The following is a 22,111-nucleotide window of genomic DNA, read 5'->3' on the forward strand; positions in this document are numbered from 1 at the left end:
CAACTATGAACATCCTGGCGGTAGAACCATTTTACAGCGGCTCCCATAAAGCTTTTCTAAAAGGACTTGAGAAACATTCCGGTCATAATATCATACCTATAAAGCTGAATTATAAAGGCTGGAAATGGAGAATGCATGGGGATTCGGTCACACTTACTGAGATGACGAATAAGGTGGAGGAGGATATCGACCTCTTGCTTACCAGTAGCATGACCAACCTGCCGGCGTTTATGGCTCTGACCAATCCAAGATTTGCCCATACACCTGTGATCATGTACATGCATGAAAATCAGTTTACACGACCAATACCGGATGGTGAAAAGCGTGATCTGACCTATTGCTACATTAATTATTTAAGCATGTTGGTGGCTGATAAACTACTTTTTTCATCCCAGTTTCATCTTGACGATCTTATGGATGCTTTGCCCGGATTCCTCGATAATTTCCCTGATGGAAAACAATATGGGACCGTTGATAAGATCAGAGAAAAAAGTATTGTGATGCACCCCGGTCTGGATCTGAAAAGTTTCGACAAACAACCGGATACCCGGTCTGAAAATGAAACTCCTGTTATCGTTTGGAATCAGCGTTGGCAATTTGATCGAAATCCGGCCATGTTTTTCAGAGTTTTGAATCGCCTCAATGACATTGATCTGAAATTTGACCTGATCCTTGCAGGAGATACGCAGCATGAAAAGCCCGAAGAGTTTGAAAAAGCATGGCAACGATTCGGTCAGCAGATCACTCATTTTGGATATGTGGATGACAAGGAAAACTACAGCAAACTTCTTCATTCAGGTGATATTGTAGTTTCCACAGCAAGCTATGAATTTTTCTGTGTAGCTATAATGGAGGCGATATATTGTGGATGCCACCCATTGGTGCCCAATAACTTACATTATCCGGAATTGATCCCAAAAAGCTTGCATGATCCGCTTTTGCATGCACCGGTTCTGTACGAGACCGAGGATGATCTTTTTCACCATCTGAAAGATCTGCTTACCGGAAATACAAAATCTCTACCCAAGAGTTCCCTTCAGAATATCAATAAACATCTGGATTGGTCGAAGCGCATAAAAGCTTTTGATAAGCTGTTTGAAGAAATGGTTACCGGTTAATTAGGTATCTATCTGATCAGTCATCCTGAGCGAATGCGAAGGAAATTGCCTTTAGCGAAGCATAGGTATTTGATGATGCAAGTATTAATATATTGGATGAATAGTTACCTGAAAGATGCTTCCAATCCTAAACAGGTAAGGTTCTTCGGGAGTACCCTCAGAATGACTCAAATAGATATTGATTTCAACTAGTAACAACCACGAAATTAAAAAGGGGCATCCTCATCAGGTGCCGGGCTGTGTGGCATAGGAGGAGGGCCATCATTACCTACACCGTCAAGTTGAGGTCCGTTACCATTGTTATTACCGCCTCCCAACATCGGGTTATCATTTGAGGCAGAGGTGAGATTCTCAAAACGGGCATATTCCTTCACAAAATACATCATCTTGCTACCTACAGGACCGTTACGCTGCTTCCCAACAATTATCTCTGCAAGTCCGGCCGTTGACTGTCCTTCTTCAGTTGTAGTAATGCCATAATATTCCGGACGGTATAGGAACATCACAATATCAGCATCCTGCTCAATGGAGCCCGATTCCCTAAGGTCACTCAGCTGAGGGCGTTTATCACCGCCACGCTGCTCTACCGCACGCGATAACTGAGCAAGGGCAATTACAGGTACATCCAGTTCTTTAGCGAGTCCTTTCAGTCCACGCGAAATAGTGGCAATTTCCTGCTCACGGTTTCCAATGTCTTTGGAATTAGCTTGCATTAATTGGAGGTAATCGATCACGATAAGGCCAATGTTTTTCTCACTTTTCAACCTGCGACATTTGGTGCGAAGCTCCATTAAACTTATAGCGGGCGTGTCATCTATATAAATTTCAGCACTAAAAAGACGACTTGCAGCATCTATCAACCTGCGGAAGTCTTCATCCTTAAGTGTACCTTTACGAGCTTCATCGGCACGGACACGAGCTTCCATGGTCAGTAAACGCTGAACAAGAGATTGGTTGGACATCTCCAGGCTGAAAAGGGCAATAGGGGTTCTGAGATTTTCATCCGGATGCATAGCTGCATTTCGGGCTGCTGTCAAAACAAAAGCTGTTTTACCCATTGAAGGACGGGCAGCGATAATAACAAGATCACCTTTTTGCCAGCCGGCGGTCATATCGTCAATGGCCAGTCCCGTAGGCACTCCGGTTATTCCGTATTCCTTACCCCGAAGATCTTCCAGGTAGGAAAGGGTATCTTTTAGAAGTTTTTCAACGGGGACAGCAGAACTTCTGTTTTTTTGATTTGAGAGGTCGAAAATACTCTGTTCGGCATGATCAAGTACATCGTATGCATCAGACGTAGTATCGTAGGCATCCTTTATCACATCATTACTTGCCAGAATAAGATTTCGCTTTATTGCCTTCTCAATTATTATCTGCGAATGATATTCTATGTTGGCGGAAGAACTAACCGAGCGGGTCAGGTCTGATAAATAGGTAGGGCCTCCACACACTTCCAGCAGATTATTATCCTTTAATTCGTTCTCTACTGTGAGCAGATCCAAAGGATTGTCACGTTCATATAAGTTAGTGAGCGTTTCAAAGATGTGCCGATTAGCAGTTTTGTAGAAATCGGTAGGCTTTAACATCTGAAGGGCAATGGTTGCCGCACCATGTTCTATTAGCATGGCTCCAAGAACAGCCTCTTCAACTTCAACAGCCTGTGGCGGAACACGTCCGCCTTGCTCAAGCTTTTTTGAATCATCCTGCTTGTATTTGTTACTGTAAGAACCGTTCTTTTTTGCCATGAGTGATACTGAAAGATCTTATGCTGAAACGATAAAGTGAACAACGAAAATAGGTATAAATCAGAACCTAATTGAGATTCTTTTTAAACAAATTTTAGACAAAGTTATCCACAATGTTCGCAAGGATATCAACGCTGATGAACCTTCCATTTTTGAACTCATGGTCCCTTAATGTACCTTCGTATTGAAAACCAAGTTTAGTGAGAGCTTTCCGGCTTTTCTCATTTTCAGTTTCTACCCATGCTTCAATACGGTGGAGTTTTAGCGTACGGAATCCATACTCTAACACTTTAGGAACCGCGTCTGAGATATACCCTGATCCCCAAAATTCGGGCAGTAACCAAAACCCAATTTCACCCCGACGATGTTCTTTTTTGATGTCATTAAGTCCGACAGCTCCTATAAATTCATTACTTTCTTTTAGCTCAAGGGCGAACCAGATCCCGGTTTTATTTTCTATGAGCTTTCGATACCAATCCATCTGTTCTTTAGTTTCCTCCATGCTCGAAAAACTGACACCATAGTGCTTGATGACCTTGGGATCAGAAAGTCCTCGATAAATATGTTGGAGATCTTGATCTTGAATGGGGCGAAGAGACAGCCTTTGTGTAGATACCTTACTTCCCACCCAGTTCATCGTATCGTTTTCTTAATTTTTGAACATCTTCCCAGGTGGGACGTTTCCATTGCTGATTTCTAAGCAATGCAGCAGGGTGATAGGTCGCCATCAATTCCCGGCCATGAAAGGAATGAAATTTCCCTCTGAGTTTACTCAAGGAAGTGTCTTCATTTAAAAGTGTTGTTGCTGAAACTCTGCCTACACACAAAATCAGTTTTGGATCTATAAGTTCGATCTGCCGAAGCAGGTAAGGGAGGCTGCGTTGCCTTTCTTCTTGTTTTGGATCTCGATTATTTGGTGGACGATGTTTTAGAATATTTGCAATGTAAATATCATCTCGTCTGAGATTAATGGCCTCCAATATCTTGTCAAGCAGCTGGCCGGCTTCTCCCACAAATGGCTCACCCTGTTTATCCTCATTAAATCCAGGAGCTTCGCCAATAACCATAAGATCAGCATTGGGGTTTCCCACACCAAAAACAAGGTTGGTATCTTCAAGGTCGGTTTGTAATTCTTTGGCTTTAGCACATAAATCACGCAACTCATCGAGGGTAGTGCAGGCAGCTATTTTTTCAGCTGTACTTAATTCTTTCCTGGACGTTTGTTGAACAGAATCCGCAGCTTCTTGATTCTTAAGTTCTTCCGATGTCTTCTGGTCTTCAGTTACTTTGTTATCATCTTTTTTACTATTTGTTAATTTTGAATCAGAAGAATTACCCTCATCAGAATTCACAAAAAAATCCCCATACATTTCCTGCTGTTGTTTTAGAAAACGTTCAGCTCTTTCAACCAGTTCTTTAGGATCGGCCATTTCGTTATTTGTTATTCATGAATCGAAAATTGAAAGCTTTTGTAAGTTTACAAATACAGATAAGGAATAACCATTATTGATCCCACAGTTTTTCCAGCATTGCATAAAGCATTACTCCTGCTGCTACAGATACGTTCAGAGAGTGTTTTCTTCCGTACTGAGGAATAGCCACAAATTCATCTATCAGTGGCAGCAGTTCATCTTCGATCCCTGAAACTTCACTGCCCAGTACAATACACATTTTTGAATGTTTTCTTGCTTCAAAGTCAGGGAGGTGAGTGCTGTCTGAAGTTTGCTCAAGTCCAACTATATAAATCCCTTTTTCCCTGAGATCTTTCAAAGCTTTCGAGGCATCTTCTTCATAGCGCCAATCCATGAATTCCTCTGCACCAATTGCTGTCTTATTAATCTCCGGTCGGGGAGGTGTAGGCGTATATCCTGTTAAAATGATCTCTGAGATCCCAAACGCATCTGCAGACCTGAAAATGGAGCCCACGTTATGCAAACTTCGGATATTGGGAATCAGTAGCTTTAGAGAGCTGATACTTTCGGGTGCTTCTCTGGAAAGATTTTCTTCGAGAATTTGTTTGGTGGTGAGCTTTTTCATTAAGCGCATATCTCCTTGTACTCATTAAGCCTGTTCCCTTGGTCTTGATCGTCCTGTGCTTTTAATGCTGATACTACACCATCATGCACGGTATTAAAGAAACGGTTGGATCGAACAAATGTGCTTATATCTGATTTTCGGATAACGTCGCGAACCGGACCAATTAATCCTGATATATATAATTCAATGCCTTCTTTTTTTAAGGTTTCGATTATCATAAGCAGTGAATCCATGGCTGAAATATCAAGATCTCCTATCGTAGTTCCGTCAATGATCACATATTTAGGAGCCTCTTTATCATTCATGCTTTTCTCTAAAATGTAATTTTTAAAGAACTCTGCATTAACAAAAGAAAAGGGCGCATCAACCCGAAGAATAAGGATACCCGGAATAGGTTTTACTTCTGAAAACCGTTCACGATTTTTAAAATCTCTGGTACCGGGAATAAGCCCGAGTTCAGCGACAGTTGGTTTGCTCATTTTAAGAAGCAAAGCCAGGACCGATGAAACGAGTCCTATAATGATCCCTTCCTGAATTCCAATTGCCAGCACACTTACAATGGTGATCATTGCCACCAAAGCATCACGGCGTTTGGTGCGAATCAGGAATTTAAGTTCCTGTATATCGATAAGGCTACTTACAGAAACAACGATAATAGCGGCGAGAAGAGGTTCCGGTAACATCTCAAATAGAGGGGTCAGAAATAATAGGGTGAATAGGATCAAAATCCCTGCAAAAACATTATTAAGAGAAGTTTTAGCTCCTCCTTGTTCAGCAATGGCGGAACGGGTGAAACTGGACGAAACGGGCAAAGATTGAAACAAACTTCCCACAATATTACTGCTCCCAATCGCAATCAATTCCTGGTTGGGATTAACGGTATATCCATGTTTCCTTGCAAATGCTTTAGAGAGTGAAGCGATAGTCATGAACTGAATAAGTGCTAATGTAAAGGCATTGGGAGCCAATTGTTTAATAGATTCCAAATTGAGTTCAGGTATAGCGAATGAGGGTAGGCCTTGTGGAATAGCTCCAACTTGGTTGATACCCCATTTTGAAATGCTGAAAAAGGAAACAATGATAATAGTAATAGCTACTAACAGTACTGATTCCGGAAGTTTGGAATAGAAGCGCCGTATTAGTACCAAAAATAAAATAAAGAAAATGGAAAGCGTTAATGAAGGATAGTGAATATTCCCTATTTGTTGGCTTATGTAATAAAACATTTCATGGATGTATTGGGAATTTGGAACATCCACATTCAATAAAGTCCCGACCTGACTCACAATAATTATGATAGGTGCCGCTATAGTAAATCCTGAAATCACGGGTCTTGAAAATAGATTGAAAACAAAACCAAGCTTCATGAACCCCATCATAAGCTGAAAAATACCGGTCATAACGGCGATCAGAATTGCTAAGCTGATCTTTTCTGTGGGATCATTACCGGCAAGAAAACCCAATCCTGCAGCCAAGATCAGCATGTCTATAGCAACCGGCCCGATAGAAATATGCCTTGAAGTTCCTAAAAGCGGATAGATGAAAAGCGGAACGAGTCCTGCATAAAGTCCATAAATGGGAGGGAGTCCTGCTATAACCGCGTAAGCCATTCCCTGTGGGATCAATACAACCCCCACTGTGGAGCCTGAAATGGCATCAGCTTTTAACTTATCTAAATTATATTCCTTGATCACTTGCAGGATCGGGAAGTATGTTTTCAGAAGCTTTTTCATCGGTTATTTAAAATGGCCAGAAATATGGGATGGCAAAGGTACCAATTATCCAGAATAAGATGTTGAGCGGAGTTCCAACTTTCACAAAATCTATAAATTTATATTGACCGGGGCCGAAGATCATGGTATTTGTTTGATATCCGATGGGAGACATGAAACTCAAAGATGCAGCCATAGTTACAGCAACAAGTAAAGGGTCTGCACTGACATTGATTGAAGAGGATGCTTCAATAGCAATTGGGCCAAGCAGTGCTGCCGTGGCTTGATTTGAAATTAGATTGGTCAGCATCATAGACAAGAAAAAGAATGCCGAAAGTACTGCTGTTGGGCCCAGTGACTCGAATTGAGTTACAACAATGTCAACAATTAATTGGGCCGCACCTGTTTTTTGCATTGCTACTCCGAGAGGTAAAACTCCACCAAGTAAAAAGATCACTTTCCAGTTAATGGATTGATAGGCTTCCTCATTGGAAAGGCATCCTGTGAGCACCATTAGGATGACCCCGCAGATAGCTGATGCCACAATGGGCAGAATCCCGAAAGCAGCAAACGCCACAACTCCGGTGATGATAGCGATAGCCACAGGGATCTTAGATTTCTTGAAATCAGGCACTTTGATCTCAGTTGCAAGCACAAACTCTTCGGCAGTTTTGATCTCATTTACACGCTCCTTTTTTGCATATAAAAGAAGTGATGTTCCGCTTTGAAGCCTGATATCTTGCAATTGGTCATGCTGTATTTTCCCTTTTTGGCGGATGGCAAGAACCTGTGCCCCATAATGTTGATAAAGATCTACTTTTTTCAGCTTTTTGCCTTCAAAAGAAGATTCAGGAGCAATAACAGCTTCGACCAATTGACCATTTCCGATCTCAAAGTCCTTATCATCCCAGTTTTTATTGGGTTTAATAAGTACGTCTTCCCGGTTTAGAAGCTTGTTCAGCTCTTTTACACTTCCGCGGATCCTGAGTACATCTTTTTTCTCAAGATTAATTGTACGCCGGTCGGGCTTTGAGTTTCCATCTTCGTCAAATACTTCAACAATATCCAGATCCAGGTCCTGTATCAGTTCCGTATTCTTTAACGGAGTGCCAACAAACGGAGAGTTGGGCTGAAGAACGACATCAGTGAGGTAGCTTTGCATCTCAAAAGTGTCTGTTAGGGATTCATCTTTCCTTCGTTCGGGGATAAGCTTGATCCCGATCGTGAATAGATAGATAAAACCCACTACAAAAAAGATCATACCTACAGGGGCAAAGTCAAACATTCCAAAACCAGCAAGATCATTATCTGTAGCGATGGAATCTACAAGAAGATTAGTTGAGGTCCCTATAAGCGTGCAAACACCTCCAAGCATGGCAGCAAAAGACATGGGCATCAGTAGTTTTGAAGCACTTTCACCAATATCCTTTGAAAGGCTGATGATGACGGGAATAAAGATCGCTACAGCAGCTGTATTATTTATGAAGGCAGAAATAACTCCGACAATAATCATAATAATGAACATTGTGAGCCGGTAATTCAGCTTGCTAAGCTTGAAAAAATAGTCGCCCACAATATCCAGTGCACCGGTTCTTCTAAGCCCCTCACTTAGAATAAACATACAGGCGATAGTAACTGTAGCCGGGTTGCTGAAGCCGGAAAGTCCTTCAGTAGGGGTCAATATTCCTGATACGATCAATATTGCCAGCAATATCAATGATGTAATATCGAAGGAGATACGCTTATTGATAAATAGAACTACAGCTACCAGAATGAGGGCATAAACAAACAGGATGTCTGGTGCTATTCCGAACATTGAGATTTATATAGTTTTTATACGAGATTCAAAAGACTAAATATTATAAGTATCTCTTTTATTTGAAAATCGAATTATAAATAGAGGATATAAAAAGCAATAAATCTAAATGAAAACAGTAATGGAAATACATGCAATAACCCCTTATTTTAAGGTATATTTTAGGAAAGCAAGTTAAAGCCATCTGCCAAAGGTAGATTGCTTTTTTTATTTATAGAAACCGAACTAAAACAACGATTATGAGTAAAGTTCAATATCTGACACAAGAAGGTTATGATAAATTAGAAGCGGAATTGAAGGATCTCAAATCCAGAGGACGCAGAGAGATTGCAGCCGATATTGCAGAGGCAAGAGCCAAAGGAGATTTGAGTGAAAATGCCGAATATGATGCAGCTAAAGAAGCTCAGGGACACTTGGAGGATCGCATTACAAAGCTTGAAGATGCCCTGGCCCACGCCCGTGTTTTGGATACAAAGGATCTGGATTTGTCAAAAGTCAGAGTATTGACTACCGTTACCATTTTGAATAAGAATGTAGGCAAGGAAATGAAATACACGCTTGTTTCCGCCAACGAAGCTGACTTTGCAGCCGGTAAGATCTCCATAGACTCACCCATAGGTAAAGCATTGCTTGGACGTGAGATCGGAGAGACCGTTGAAGTGGAGGTTCCGGCCGGGAAATTGGAGCTTGAGGTAAAGAATATTGAAATTTGATTAAAACGGCTCGTTACCTTCCTGCATATGAAAAAACTTATTGATGTATATCCTTACAGACAGAAAAATGGATACCCACATTTTTTGATTTTCAAACGTTCTTCAGAAAAGATATATGCCAGTCAATGGAGAATGGTTGGAGGGAAGGTGAAAGAAGGAGAGCAAAGCTGGGAAGCAGCTTTAAGGGAACTTAAAGAGGAAACCGGTCTAAGACCCCTTAAGCTATGGGCCATACCTTCCGTGAATCAATTTTATGAAGCAAAATCTGATACCGTTCACACCATTCCAGCTTTTGCAGCTGAATTGGAGTTTGACGCCGAGATCACTCTGGATGATGAGCATTCAGAATATAAGTGGATCAGCATAGAAGGCATTCAGCCCTATATAAAATGGCCGGAGCAACTGAGACTGATGAAGCTCACTTATGATATAATGACCGATGAATTTTTAGAAATACTCCCCGAATGGGTAATAGAATTTTAATAGCTGTTTTTCTCATTGTATTGTTTCCGGGAGTTCTGGCAGCTCAATCCGATAACTATACATTAAGTTTTGCTCCTGATGCATGGTATAACGAAGTAGACGGTATTCGGCTGGGCGCTCGGGTTTTAGGTGAAATGGAAGGTACTTTTCAGGACGGTCCTCACCGATTGGAGGCAGGACTTTGGGTAGGAACAGCTTTTCCTGACCTTCCTGTCTCTTATTATATTTCATTCACTGAGCCTATTTCAGCATTTTCAAGCTTTGGGAATGAAGGAAATTTCAGAATCCAAAGTAGTATACGGACAGGGTATAGTCGGCATGAACTGTCTATGAATAAACGATGGCAAAATGGGTTTGATGAATTTGATTATCATGAATTCACGTTGAGCTTCAGCCAGGAAAAGTTATTTGATCAAGAGTACAGGCCTTATCCATTGTTGTGGCAAAAGGAGTGGAAATCACTTTTAGGAGCAGAGTATCGGCTTAGCCAGAATTTTGATCTCGGTAAATTTAACCTGAATGCTTCCTTCAAGCAGAATGTAAGTGAATTTGAAGGTTTTAAGGTGGCTATGGTTGAGATCAAACAACAAATACCATTGGGCGATAAATTTGAATTCAGAGTAAGGGGTTTTACAGGCTACACTGATACTGAAAATGCTCCGGAGTATCTTTTTGGAATTAGTTACCGTCAACCTGTTGGCTGGCTCCAAAACGGTATTAGCAGGGCAAAAGGCACCTTACCAGGCAGCTTGCTTGATGATGGACTCTTTCATGTTTCTGGTCATGCTAACCTCCGTGGTTATACGAATGCTGAGTTTCGAAGCCTTTCTGAAGAAAGTTTCGTGCAGTATAATTTTGTTAATACCATAAATACTGAGTTCGAATTCCCTAATTTCATCAATTCTGCAATGTCCGGCTCCATCATAAGTGACTTTGTTCAGCTTAGATCATACCTCTTCGCAGATGCAGGTAATTTTTTCAGGGCAGATTACGAACTTTCCCCGGGATTAATTTCTGATTTGAACGAACAAAGAGCAGATGCAGGAGTTGGATTTCAGTTCTCTATAAATATCCCTGATTATTTGGGCAATGATCGTGGTTTTGCAATTCGGTATGAGATTCCATTTTGGTTGTCACACCCTGAAGACAGTGAAAGCAACTTTAAATTTCGTAATTTGATAGGTATCGGAGCAGTAATCTCACTTTAACTTTCTTATGAAAATTCTCGTCATAAATTGTGGCAGTTCTTCCATTAAATACCAGCTCATTAATACTGAAGATCAAGAGTCTTTATGCAAAGGCCTGGTAGAACGTATTGGTGCCGTTACTTCTATTATAAAACAAGAGTTTAAAGGGGAGAAACCCATTAAGAAAACGATGGTGATCGAAAATCATGCATCTGCTCTCAAAACAATAATGGAACTCTTAGTTGAAGCGGACAATGATCATCTGCAAACTTTGGACGAGATTGAAGCTGTAGGTCACAGGGTTGTACATGGAGGAGAGACCTTCAAAGATTCGGTTCTGATCGATGAGGATGTAGAAGAAGCAATCCAGCAAGCATTTGATATAGCACCACTTCACAATCCCCCAAATCTTGATGGAATCAGAGCAGCTAAGAAGCACCTCCCGGATGTGCCACATGTGGCCGTGTTTGATACCGCTTTTCATCATTCCATACCAAAACATGCTTTTTTATATGGGATCCCAAACCGATTATACCGGAGATATAAGATCCGTAAATATGGATTTCATGGGACCTCTCATTATTATGTAAGCCGAAAATACCATCAGATAACGGGAGCACCTAAAGAAGGCTCAAAAGTTATTACTTGCCATTTAGGGAATGGCTGTTCTATAACTGCGATTAAAGACGGAAAATCCTATGATACCAGCATGGGGTTTTCTCCATTGGAAGGATTGGTGATGGGCACACGTAGCGGAGATATTGACCCTTCCATCGTATTCTATCTCATAGAGAAAGAAGAATTATCACTTGCCAATGTTCATGCTTTATTGAATAAGCACAGCGGGCTGTTAGGTCTAAGTGGTTATGCAGCTGATATGAGAGATCTCATTGAGGAGGCCGAAAGTGGTGACCGCAGGTGTACGGAAGCAATCGATGTGTTTTGTTATCGAATACAAAAGTATATCGGGTCATATATAGCTGCCATGAACGGGGTTGATGCAATTATATTTACAGGTGGTATAGGTGAAAATGCTCCTCTTATTCGGGAGAAGGTATTGAGCGAAATGAATTTTGCTGGTATTGAGTTGGATTCAAAAAGAAATAAAGAATTAAAAAATGAAACGTTGATCAGCGCTGACAATTCAAAGGTTCAGGTTCACGTTATACCTACCAACGAAGAACTTGTAATTGCGATTGATGCAGCAAAAATTGCGACGGCTTCAAAACAAACACCATGGGCATAAATAGATCTTTATCCTGTTTTTTGATCTTCTTGTCTTTCCTGTTCATGTCATGCTCGAGCACCAGTTGGGTAGTGGTAGAGGAACAAGCTAAAGACATTAATGATTTTGAGATCATTTCATCTCAATATTACTTAGAGAGTTCAAATGGGTTAACTCCTAATCAGCCGATCGTTCACTTCGATATAAAAGCCATCAATACCTATGAATATGCTCAAAGAGTAAGAACTGAAAGATATATACAACGTTATCGTCACCGGGTTGGATTTGTGTTGCTTGGCATAGCCGGTGCAGGGCTTTCAACATATGCTGCTTATTCAGATAAGTTGCTTAAAGAGCCAACATCTTCTCAGCGATATACCTTATTGGGAGCAGGTGGATTGCTTACAGGGCTTTCATTCTTAAACATGAAACCGATTGGGGAGCCTTCAAAGACAGGTGAGAGCAGGCTTTTACGAAGAACAGGGAGTGTTGAGGAGGCAGATACAATAAATGTACGTCCATACAATTCGGATCTGGCCTCGATCAAAATCTCATACCAAGAAGAAGTAATAAGGGAAGCTACAAATTGGAGTTTTAACGAAGGAAGAATATCTATTAATCTTGCAGAAGAAGTTAATGCCGGTTTGTTTGAGGAAGATCCACAGGACAATATAGTAATAGAAGTTTCCTACGATTCACTTTACAGTACAAAGGAAGTTCCGGTTTCTTCCATATTTGAACAATTTGTGATTGTTGATGCCCAGATCACACCGCTTAGAAATGAACCTTCTAATAGCAGAAATAATATTCTAACTGATTTGGCAGAGGGCAGTCAGCTAAAACTGGTGGAAAGCGAGGGGGAATGGTATAAAGTGTTATATGGTATTACTGAAACCTGGGTATATGCCAATGATGTGCGTACTGTTTGGAGGCCTTCTGAATTTGCATCCGTCCTGTCTGTCATAGCTATTCCAAATGTACCTTTTGGTTCTGTAGATGTAGAACGTGATATCCCTGTTTTAGGAGTGAGTTCGCTTAATGCTTCTGCTTTTCTGCTATCTAATTTTCAATATGGGGGTTCGCTCTCAGAGCGGATCTATGGGGAACGCGATACAAAGCTTATGGAAGAATATTTTCTGCAGGCTTTTGGCATCAGGGGCAATAATATTGTGAAAGCAACTAACATAAACAGCGATAGGCTACTTGAAAGAGCCTATTCCAGACTTGCTAACTCTTTAACAGAAGAAGAGCAGGGTTTGAATGTTTATATCAGTGGGTATGCCGAGATCAGAGACTCAAAAGTCTATTTGATAGGTAGCTCTGAGAATGGAAGTGAAGAGAGACAGTATATTGACCTGCATCAATTTTTCAGAGGGTTGAATAATCTTCAACTTAGTTCCATTATAGTGTATGCTGATCTAGATATTGTAAATGAAGATGGTTCGTCTGAACCGCTTGAAGACCTGGCTTCCATCCTTACTTCTGACAACAGCACTTCAGCCGTGTTCTTTGGGGCTCAGCCTGATCAGCGTTCCGGTATTTTCACATCAAGTAATGGAGATCAGAACAGGCATAGTATTTTTACCTACTACCTTGCTGAAGCGATCAAAGAAGGAAATATGACCATGGGAGAAATTCTAAACCATCTTGACCGTAATGTTCCATTTACGTCAAGAAGCATCTATGATCGCCCACAAAATCCTTTGTTTTTTGGTAACCTTCAGCTTCAGCTTCTTAACTGATGGGGCTTATTTTCATAGCACTTAGTGTATCCTGTTCACTAGCCATTGCTCAAATATTGAAGTTAGCTGAGAATAATAAGATGAGGATACTTCATATTCTTGTCTGTAATTATTTGGCAGGGTTCCTAATCAGTTTTTTTAACTCTGCTGAATTTTCACTGCTTCCCGAATTTAAGAATGAGATTAGCTTGTGGCTGATGGGATTGGCTATTCTTCTGGGGATTATTTTTATAGCCAATATGGTAGTATACAGTCGTTCCATAGATCGTGTTGGAATGGGGGTGAGCATCGCAGCTATGAGAATGTCATTGATTTTCCCAATTGCTGTAAGTCTTTTTGTTTTTGGTGAGACTATTGGAATGATAAAATACGCCGGAATTATCCTGGCTCTTAGTTCGCTTTTATTGATGGTTCCACGAATAAAAACCAAAAATATTTCCGGTATATCTGATGCATGGTTACCCATTTTGATTTTTATAATGACGGGATTTGCTGATTCAGGACTTAAGATGTACGAGCAACTTTTTGCCACTCAAATTTCTGAAGACCTTTTTGTTTCCGGAATATTCTTAATTTCTTTTATTGTAGGTGGAAGCATTCTCATTAAACGAGGGGATGTTAAGTTTACCTACAAAGAAATTGGCTACGGAGTTGCTACAGGAATCGTGAATCTATATTCCTCAATATTCCTTTTATATGCACTGAAGTTAATGCCCGGCTCCATCGTTTTCCCAATAGTTAATGTAACTTTAGTAGTACTTGGAACTTTCATTGGTATATGGATATGGAAAGATAGCCCTTCAGTTAAACAGTGGTCGGGACTGGGAATCGCAATAATTTCAATCTTTTTATTATTAGGATAATGAACATTATTTCTGAGATCAGAGACCGCGCTAAATCCAAGAAGAAAAGAATTGTATTACCACGTTCTTCGGATCCGAGGGTAATTGAGGCGGCTCAGTTTTTACTTGATCACCACCTGGCAGAACCGATCCTAATTAAAAATAGAGCAGGTGCTCAAATTCCTGAAAATTTAACTGTTATAGACCCTGTATCAGATGAACGGCTAAAAAAATATGCTCATTCTTTTTATGAGCGAAGAAAACATAAGGGTATTTCAGAGGCAGAAGCGATAGATGTGATCAAAAACCCTTTATTTTTTTCTGCAGCAATGGTTGATGCAGATGATGCCGATGGTTGTGTTGCCGGATCTGTTGCTACAACCGGCGATGTGCTTCGTGCAGCTATTCAAACCATTGGGTTAAAAAAAGGATCCAATGTAGTTTCAAGTGTGTTCCTGATGAGTTTTGAAGACGGGAGGGTGTTCACTTATGGAGACTGCGCTGTGGTTCCGTATCCCAACGCTGAACAATTGGCGACTATAGCTATGGATTCTGCACAAACTCATCATAAGATAACAGGGGTAGCTCCAAAGGTGGCGATGCTTTCGTTTTCAACAAAGGGAAGTGCAGAGCATGAACGGATTCAGTTAGTTCGTGATGCCCTTGAGATCGTGAAATCCCATAACCTTGATTTTCCGGTAGATGGAGAACTCCAGTTTGATGCATCTGTGATACCCGAGATCGGTAAACAAAAAGCACCCGGCTCAGAAGTCGCCGGGCAGGCAAATGTATTCATTTTCCCGAATCTTGACGCAGGTAACATTGCATATAAGATTACCGAGCGTTTGGCAGGAGCCATAGCAACCGGTCCTATAATTCAAGGCCTTGCAAAACCGATGATGGACCTCTCTCGGGGGTGTTCAGCCCAGGATATCGTGAATACTGCTTGTGTCTGTGCTTTAATGGGAAATGACTGATCACTTAAATATGAATTTTCTTATTAAATTGAGTAATGCTAATAACATTTGAAGGAATAGACGGAAGCGGTAAATCAACACAGATTTCGCTATTAAGGGATTATCTGGCGAAAATGGGTCACGATGTGCAGGTGTTCCGTGAACCAGGAGGTACAGATGTTTCTGAAATGATAAGAGGAATGCTGCTTAATCCTGAACTGGAAATAGATCCTGTGACAGAGCTGTTACTATTCTCTTCTGCACGTTCCCAGTTAGTAGCTGAGAAAGTTCGTCCATTACTGGAGGATAATGTCATAGTTATTTTAGACCGTTTTTATGATTCCACAACTGCATACCAGGGATTTGGCAGAAAGAGTGTGCCACTTGAGCAGATCAAACAGATCAATACCGTGGCAACGCATAACCTGGTACCTGATTTTACTTTTTATCTGCGGTTGAGTCTTGAAGAGGCGGGAGAAAGAACTAAAACATTTGAGAAAGACCGTATGGAGCGCGCAGGAGATACATTCTTCGCACAGGTTTTTGAAGGATTTGAACATTTGGCTGAAACGGAACCTCGCTTTAAAGTCATTAATGCAGAGCGCGATATAGATTCAATTCATGAGGAAATTATAGAAATTCTGATTCCTTCACTGAAATCCTAGTTTTATCAGTTTTAAAAGCAGATAGCAGGGAAAAGGTCAAAAGAATAGGCGAAAAAACTTAGGTAAAAAAAGTTTTTTATTTTTTTATAGGTCAATATCATTGAGCCTTAATCATTTTATCCGTAAATTTAGAACAATCTGGATTAGTCCTGCCTATTTCCATGACAACCAGTTCATCAAAAGAATACAATTCTAACGATCATAACTACCAAGTATTAAATTATGGCGCACGAAAGAATCGAAATTGATTTACCTCTTGCCAAAGTATATGAACTCCTAAGCAATCCGGTTGAATTCCCTAAGTTCCTGGAACGCATTGATAAAGTTGAAAGAATTAATTCTCAGACTTTTGAATACAAGACCGATATCGGGGGAGAAGAATATAATTGGACTACTAATCTTATCGACAATCTTCGTAACACTCGATTTGCTTGGATTACTATTAATGGTAATCTCAATCAAACTGGAACAATTCGCTTCACTCCACTTGATAATGGAGAGCGAACAAGAGTTGAGTTTTCTTTAGATTACCGTACATTTTTCGGTGAGCCTGAAGAAGAATTAGCTTCTTTCATTGAAGATTCACCTGCTCAATTGGCTAAAGATCTTAAGAAATTCAAAGAATTAGCTGAAGGCGGTACCTTCAAAGAAACTCCACTCGAGCCTAAAGAAGAGAGCGAAGAAGAAGTTACTGCATAAGGTAATTTAATCTTTATCACTTTATTTATAATGCGCATCTCAACGATGCGCATTTTTTTTGTCATTAACTTCAGCGACCATGGAATTTTCTAAGTTTCTACAATCAGAATCGAGTCGTATGCCGCATTATTTATTAATCGGCAGCCCAATAAGTCATAGTGTCTCTCCTTTGATGCATAATACCGCTTTAGAGCATCATGCATTAAAGGCAGAATACCATGCTGTTTCTGTTCGTAACAACGAAATATCATCACTGATAGCTCATTTGAATAAACTGGAATTTCTAGGTGCAAACGTTACCATACCTTATAAGGAAACGTTATTTGGTGCGATGGATACATTGGGTGTTGAAGCAGCTCAGATCGGAGCCATCAATACCATCTTAAAAAGAGACGGTAAAATAGTTGGAGAAAATACGGATGCATATGGATTTAAAGCCCCTATAGAAGAATATGCGGATGAATTAGAAGGAGAGAGAGCCATTATTTTTGGGACCGGAGGAGCTACTAAAGCTATTTCGTTTGCTTTGTATGAAATGGGGATCAAAGAAATATTAATGGTTTCCAGAAGACCGAGAAAATATGACCTTTCTGATAACGTCATTATGTGTAATTATGATAATTGGCATGCTTATGCTGAAGAAGCTGCTATCATAATAAATGCTACTCCGCTGGGAATGATACCAAATACAGATGCTTCTCCGGTTAAAGAAAGTGAGACACATTTATTAGAGGGTAAGATTTGTTATGATGTAGTTTATAATCCCAGAGAAACAAAGTTTTTAAAACAAGCTGTGGCATCGGGAGGAATCCCGATCGAGGGATTAGATATGCTGATCTATCAGGGTGCGCTATCCTTTAAAATGTGGACCGGACAGGAATTTCCTTTAGGACTCATTAAAATGAAATTAGATGATGTCTTCCCAAATTGAATTGATAAAACCACTTTTGCTAAATGACGAATCAATTTCAAGTTGGTTCAGTTTACGCAATCATGACTCTGTGAGGCCCAATACTAACATTCCGGGTTTGAATCTTGGCATGAATACAGAAGAGGTGGAAGAAATTATACTTCAAAACCGAAAACTACTTTTGGATGAAATTGGGTTAGATGTACATCAAGTTGCTTATGCAATACAAGTACATAAAACGAAGATCGAAGTGGTTACAAATGCTGGGACTTACCCTGATACTGATGCTTTTGTAACAACAAAAAAAGATATGGCTCTTGCTATACAGGTTGCGGATTGTGCGGCAGTACTGTTTGGGGATCCAAAGAATAGAGTTATAGCAGCGGCCCATGCAGGATGGAGAGGGGCAGCTGGGAATATCATTCCAAAAACACTAGACAAAATGTTGAGCCTCGGAGCTGAACCAAAGAATATTAAGGCTTTTATAAGTCCCTGCATTTCTTTGAATAATTTTGAAGTAGGTGAGGAAGTTGCATCTGAGTTTCCTGGTCAGTTTGTAGATCGTGACCGTTTTGAAAAACCTCATATTGCTCTTAAAGAATTCATACGTTATCAGCTATTAGAACATGGAATGATGGAATCTAAAATTGAATTAGATACTCATTGCACCATAGATGATGAAAAGTTTTATTCCTATCGCAGGCAAAAAGGAAAAAGTGGTCGAATGATGGGAATCATAAAATTAAATTAAGATAATTACTTTTGAGAGTCAGCTACAGCCCCGGCTATGTTGCCGATATACCAAAGAAGCATATCTTTCCCATGAAGAAATTCAGCGGGCTCCATTCTTATTTAACTGATTCAGGTATAGTGAGCGAAAATGAGGTTATAGAGCCTTCAATGGTTGACTTTTCAAATCTGATCACAGCTCATACTGAACATTACGCTAAAGCTGTTTGGACGGGCGATCTTACTAAAAAAGAGGTTCGAAGAATGGGGCTTCCCTGGAGTAAGTCGTTGGCCATTCGTTCCAGGCTTGCTGTACAGGGCACCATTAATGCCGGGTTGATGGCTCTGCAGGATGGGTTAGCCGGGAATCTGGCAGGGGGAACACATCATTCTATGCCTGACCACGGTGAAGGATTTTGTGTGTATAACGATGTTGCTGTTGCTATAAAGGTATTGCAGCAATCGATGTGGGTGAATCGAGTTCTTGTGGTAGACTGTGATGTACACCAGGGAAATGGGACTGCGCATATATTTCTGAATGATCCGAATGTGTTTACATTTTCCATTCATGGCGAAAGAAATTATCCTTTTAAAAAGCCACCCTCTGATCTTGATGTCGGATTGCCGGACAAAACAAAAGATAAAGACTATCATAAAGCTTTGATCTCTGCTTTGGATAATATTAATGCTGAATTTAAACCAGACCTGGTATTCTATTTAGGAGGGATTGATCCCCTTGAAACGGATCATTTTGGGAGGCTGTCTTTGACTTTAGAAGGACTCAGGGAAAGAGATAGAATTGTGATCGAATATTTTACACAGAAAGAATATCCTTTAGTTCTATTGCTTTCCGGAGGATATGCTCCAAATTTAAAAGAAACGATAATTGCGCATGCTCAAATGTATGAAGTTGCCAAAGAGATAGGTTTTTGATAACCACTAATTAATTTGGAATCACTTATCTTGAATTACGGTTTTATAGTTACACGTTCAGAAATGAGCCACAATTTCTAAAGAAGTAAAAAGAAAGAAACATTTGAAGAAACAAAAACTGGCTATTCTTGGATCAACCGGATCCATTGGGACCCAATCACTTGAGATCATTCGTCAGCATCCTGATAAATTTGAGGTTATTGCCTTATCAGCGAATTCCAACTGGAAATTGCTGGCTGAACAAGTCAAGGAATTCAATCCTGAATTCACTCTTATTGGAGATGAAAGTCACGCAAAGGATTTAGAAAAAGTTTGTTCTGGAGCCACTCTTCTAAGTGGTAAAAAACATCTTCCGGAGTTAGCATCATTAGAAAATGTGGATACCGTTCTTAATGCCTTAGTTGGATATTCAGGCTTTGATTCTACTTTGGCAGCTATAAAAGCAGGAAAGAGGGTGGCGTTAGCCAATAAAGAATCTTTGGTTGTTGGGGGGGAGATAATCACAGAAGAGCTAAAGAAGTCAAATGCAGAACTCATTCCCGTAGACTCTGAACACAGTGCTATGCTTCAATGTCTTACAGGTGAATCACTTGATAATATAGAGAAGATCATTATTACAGCCAGCGGAGGGCCATTTCGAACCTTTACTAAAGAGCAATTGCAAAATGTAACGGTGGAGCAAGCTTTAAATCATCCCAATTGGGATATGGGAGCCAAAATAACCATCGACTCCTCAACCATGATGAACAAAGGCCTTGAGATCATAGAAGCACACTGGTTGTTTGATATTCCCGTGCACAAAATTCAGCCGGTTATACACCCCCAAAGTATCATTCATTCTATGATCACTTTTATTGACGGATCAAGTAAAGCACAGCTCGGATTGCCCGACATGAAAGTGCCTATTATCTACTCATTAAGCTACCCAGAAAGATTAGATCTGGATACCCCAAGAATGAATTGGAATGAAGCCCAGAATCTTACCTTTGAACCCGTTGATTTTGATAAGTTTCCATGTGTTAGATTAGCTATGGAAAGCATTGAAACAGGAGGGTATGCTCCGGCAATTTTAAACGCTGCAAATGAAGTAGCTGTTCAGCGATTTTTGAACAAAGAAATTGGTTATATTCACATCCCTGAAATTGTTGAAAAAAGTTTGGCTAACATTGATTGGAATGATAGTTTGAACGCAGAGACGCTAAAAGAAATAGATAAAGAGACGCGAGTCTTCGCTAAATCAATTATTAAATAATTTACATGGACTGGTTTTTAAATTTATTAAATACACTGCTAATATTTGGCGGGGCTTTAATGATCCTCGTTTTTGTACATGAACTCGGACACTTTTTAGCTGCTAAGTGGTTTGGAATGCGAGTTGAGCGTTTCTCCATTGGTTTTCCGCCACGTATTTGGGGTTTTCAGAAAGGGGACACCGATTATTGTATAGGAGCAACACCTCTGGGCGGCTATGTTAAGATCTCTGGTATGATCGACGAAAGTATGGATACCGAACACCTCGAGAAGGAACCAGAGGAATGGGAATATCGAAGTAAGCCGGTTTGGCAACGTATAATTACAATTACTGCAGGGGTTATTTTTAATATGATCCTGGCATTCCTCATCTTTTTTGGAATGACCTATACCAATGGTAAATCCGTACTTCCAATTCAGGAGACGGCCGGAATGTATGTGCCGGAATCTTCTATTTTAAATGAAATCGGCTTTCAAACCGGTGATAAGATTATTGGAGTAAACGGGCAAGAGGTTACATATTTCAATGAATTGGTTTCTGCTTCAGAGCTTACTGTAGACGATCTTAATTATACTGTGATCCGTGATGGTCAGCGTATAAATGTCTCTGTAACCCCAAATTATCTTGACAGTCTTCAAACTCGTGGTTTTTTGGATGTCAGTTATATGTTTCCAAGTAATATATCATCGGCTCCGGCAGGTCGGCCAGCTGCTGAGGCAGGCATAGAAGCCGGCGATAAGATCGTATCTGCAAACGGCGACACCGTACTATATTGGGTTCAATTGGTAGAAATTATCCAGAATGCTGATACTGCTATCACTTTTGGTGTGCAAAGGGAAGATTCTCTGTTCTACACTTCCATCACACCTGATTCCGAGACAAAAACTATCGGTATTGCTTCACCAAGTTTAGAAACTTTAGGGATAGAACGAATTGAATATGGTTTTTTTGAGTCTATTGGTGAAGGCTACAATCAAACCATGGAGCAAACAGTTGGAATACTACAGGGATTTACCCGAATGATAACCGGAGATATTTCAGTATCCCAAAATTTAGGTGGTCCCATAGCCATCGCAAGTATTACCCGTGAAGCTACGGATTCTGCGGGATGGATAGGTTTTTGGAATATCACTGCTTTATTGAGTATCACGCTGGCTATCCTGAATATTTTACCTATACCGGTATTAGATGGAGGTCATTTGGTATTTCTGTTATATGAAGGGATCACACGGCGCGAACCTTCAGAGAAAGTACGAATGGTTGCACAACAGATAGGTTTCTTCTTAATGATCGGATTATTCATATTCGTAATGTTTAACGACGCATTTAGATATTTCGGGCTTTAAA

Annotated in this window: 21 protein-coding genes; 15 read left to right on the forward strand and 6 right to left on the reverse strand. The window is 40.3% G+C overall.

The window, feature by feature from the left end:
- Positions 1 to 5: 5 nt before the first annotated feature.
- Positions 6 to 1,118: a tRNA-queuosine alpha-mannosyltransferase domain-containing protein gene (locus ACFSVN_RS07010; RefSeq protein ID WP_390300431.1), complete on the forward strand. Its 1,113-nt coding sequence runs from the start codon at positions 6 to 8 to the stop codon at positions 1,116 to 1,118.
- A gap of 206 nt (positions 1,119 to 1,324) precedes the next feature.
- Here ACFSVN_RS07010 and dnaB read toward each other — a convergent pair whose 3' ends face one another.
- The 6 genes from dnaB to ACFSVN_RS07040 form a co-directional block, all read right to left on the reverse strand.
- The gene (gene dnaB / locus ACFSVN_RS07015; protein WP_390300433.1) at positions 1,325 to 2,863 is read right to left on the reverse strand and encodes a replicative DNA helicase; all 1,539 of its coding nucleotides are present in this window, start codon (positions 2,861 to 2,863) and stop codon (positions 1,325 to 1,327) included.
- 94 nt (positions 2,864 to 2,957) lie between these two features.
- Positions 2,958 to 3,500 (reverse strand): GNAT family N-acetyltransferase, encoded by a 543-nt coding sequence (locus tag ACFSVN_RS07020; RefSeq protein WP_390300435.1) that lies wholly within the window; start codon positions 3,498 to 3,500, stop codon positions 2,958 to 2,960.
- Entirely contained in the window at positions 3,481 to 4,293 is an 813-nt protein-coding gene (locus tag ACFSVN_RS07025; RefSeq protein ID WP_390300437.1) for a uracil-DNA glycosylase, read from the reverse strand. Before ACFSVN_RS07025 ends, ACFSVN_RS07020 begins: the two co-directional genes overlap by 20 nt.
- 73 nt (positions 4,294 to 4,366) lie before the next feature.
- The gene (locus ACFSVN_RS07030; protein ID WP_390300439.1) at positions 4,367 to 4,900 is read right to left on the reverse strand and encodes an RNA methyltransferase; all 534 of its coding nucleotides are present in this window, start codon (positions 4,898 to 4,900) and stop codon (positions 4,367 to 4,369) included.
- Positions 4,900 to 6,633, reverse strand: a complete 1,734-nt coding sequence (locus ACFSVN_RS07035; protein ID WP_390300441.1) for a SulP family inorganic anion transporter — start codon at positions 6,631 to 6,633, stop codon at positions 4,900 to 4,902. Before ACFSVN_RS07035 ends, ACFSVN_RS07030 begins: the two co-directional genes overlap by 1 nt.
- 7 nt (positions 6,634 to 6,640) lie before the next feature.
- Positions 6,641 to 8,428 (reverse strand): SLC13 family permease, encoded by a 1,788-nt coding sequence (locus ACFSVN_RS07040; RefSeq protein ID WP_390300443.1) that lies wholly within the window; start codon positions 8,426 to 8,428, stop codon positions 6,641 to 6,643.
- Positions 8,429 to 8,667: 239 nt separating this feature from the next.
- On the opposite strand from ACFSVN_RS07040, the gene greA reads away from it, so the two are divergent.
- The 14 genes from greA (at position 8,668) to rseP (ending at position 22,110) form a co-directional block, all read left to right on the forward strand.
- The gene (gene greA, locus ACFSVN_RS07045; protein WP_390300445.1) at positions 8,668 to 9,141 is read left to right on the forward strand and encodes a transcription elongation factor GreA; all 474 of its coding nucleotides are present in this window, start codon (positions 8,668 to 8,670) and stop codon (positions 9,139 to 9,141) included.
- A gap of 27 nt (positions 9,142 to 9,168) precedes the next feature.
- Positions 9,169 to 9,624, forward strand: a complete 456-nt coding sequence (locus ACFSVN_RS07050) for an NUDIX domain-containing protein (RefSeq protein ID WP_390300447.1) — start codon at positions 9,169 to 9,171, stop codon at positions 9,622 to 9,624.
- Positions 9,606 to 10,832, forward strand: a complete 1,227-nt coding sequence (locus tag ACFSVN_RS07055; RefSeq protein ID WP_390300449.1) for a BamA/TamA family outer membrane protein — start codon at positions 9,606 to 9,608, stop codon at positions 10,830 to 10,832. The genes ACFSVN_RS07050 and ACFSVN_RS07055 overlap by 19 nt, the downstream gene beginning before the upstream one ends.
- 7 nt (positions 10,833 to 10,839) lie before the next feature.
- Positions 10,840 to 12,057 carry an acetate/propionate family kinase gene (locus ACFSVN_RS07060; protein ID WP_390300451.1) on the forward strand — a complete coding sequence of 406 codons (1,218 nt, stop codon included), beginning with the start codon at positions 10,840 to 10,842 and terminating at the stop codon, positions 12,055 to 12,057.
- A 71-nt stretch (positions 12,058 to 12,128) separates the two neighbouring features.
- Positions 12,129 to 13,778, forward strand: a complete 1,650-nt coding sequence (locus tag ACFSVN_RS07065; RefSeq protein WP_390300453.1) for a caspase family protein — start codon at positions 12,129 to 12,131, stop codon at positions 13,776 to 13,778.
- Positions 13,778 to 14,641, forward strand: a complete 864-nt coding sequence (locus ACFSVN_RS07070; RefSeq protein ID WP_390300455.1) for a hypothetical protein — start codon at positions 13,778 to 13,780, stop codon at positions 14,639 to 14,641. The genes ACFSVN_RS07065 and ACFSVN_RS07070 overlap by 1 nt, the downstream gene beginning before the upstream one ends.
- Positions 14,641 to 15,597, forward strand: a complete 957-nt coding sequence (gene pta, locus ACFSVN_RS07075) for a phosphate acetyltransferase (protein WP_390300457.1) — start codon at positions 14,641 to 14,643, stop codon at positions 15,595 to 15,597. Before ACFSVN_RS07070 ends, pta begins: the two co-directional genes overlap by 1 nt.
- 35 nt (positions 15,598 to 15,632) lie before the next feature.
- The gene (tmk, locus tag ACFSVN_RS07080; RefSeq protein WP_390300459.1) at positions 15,633 to 16,241 is read left to right on the forward strand and encodes a dTMP kinase; all 609 of its coding nucleotides are present in this window, start codon (positions 15,633 to 15,635) and stop codon (positions 16,239 to 16,241) included.
- Between the two features lie 222 nt (positions 16,242 to 16,463).
- Complete coding sequence (locus ACFSVN_RS07085; RefSeq protein ID WP_390300461.1) at positions 16,464 to 16,940, forward strand: SRPBCC family protein; 477 nt, start codon at positions 16,464 to 16,466, stop codon at positions 16,938 to 16,940.
- Positions 16,941 to 17,019: 79 nt separating this feature from the next.
- On the forward strand, positions 17,020 to 17,871 hold the full coding sequence (gene aroE, locus ACFSVN_RS07090) for a shikimate dehydrogenase (protein ID WP_390300463.1): 852 nt from the start codon (positions 17,020 to 17,022) through the stop codon (positions 17,869 to 17,871).
- Positions 17,855 to 18,601, forward strand: a complete 747-nt coding sequence (gene pgeF, locus ACFSVN_RS07095) for a peptidoglycan editing factor PgeF (protein ID WP_390302312.1) — start codon at positions 17,855 to 17,857, stop codon at positions 18,599 to 18,601. Before aroE ends, pgeF begins: the two co-directional genes overlap by 17 nt.
- A gap of 71 nt (positions 18,602 to 18,672) precedes the next feature.
- Complete coding sequence (locus ACFSVN_RS07100) at positions 18,673 to 19,512, forward strand: histone deacetylase family protein (protein WP_390300465.1); 840 nt, start codon at positions 18,673 to 18,675, stop codon at positions 19,510 to 19,512.
- A 103-nt stretch (positions 19,513 to 19,615) separates the two neighbouring features.
- Positions 19,616 to 20,764 carry a 1-deoxy-D-xylulose-5-phosphate reductoisomerase gene (locus ACFSVN_RS07105; RefSeq protein ID WP_390300467.1) on the forward strand — a complete coding sequence of 383 codons (1,149 nt, stop codon included), beginning with the start codon at positions 19,616 to 19,618 and terminating at the stop codon, positions 20,762 to 20,764.
- 5 nt (positions 20,765 to 20,769) lie between these two features.
- Positions 20,770 to 22,110, forward strand: a complete 1,341-nt coding sequence (rseP, locus tag ACFSVN_RS07110) for an RIP metalloprotease RseP (protein WP_390300469.1) — start codon at positions 20,770 to 20,772, stop codon at positions 22,108 to 22,110.
- Position 22,111 lies beyond the last annotated feature (1 nt).

This window comes from Gracilimonas halophila (genome assembly GCF_042684365.1).
Lineage (GTDB): Bacteria > Bacteroidota > Rhodothermia > Balneolales > Balneolaceae > Gracilimonas > Gracilimonas halophila.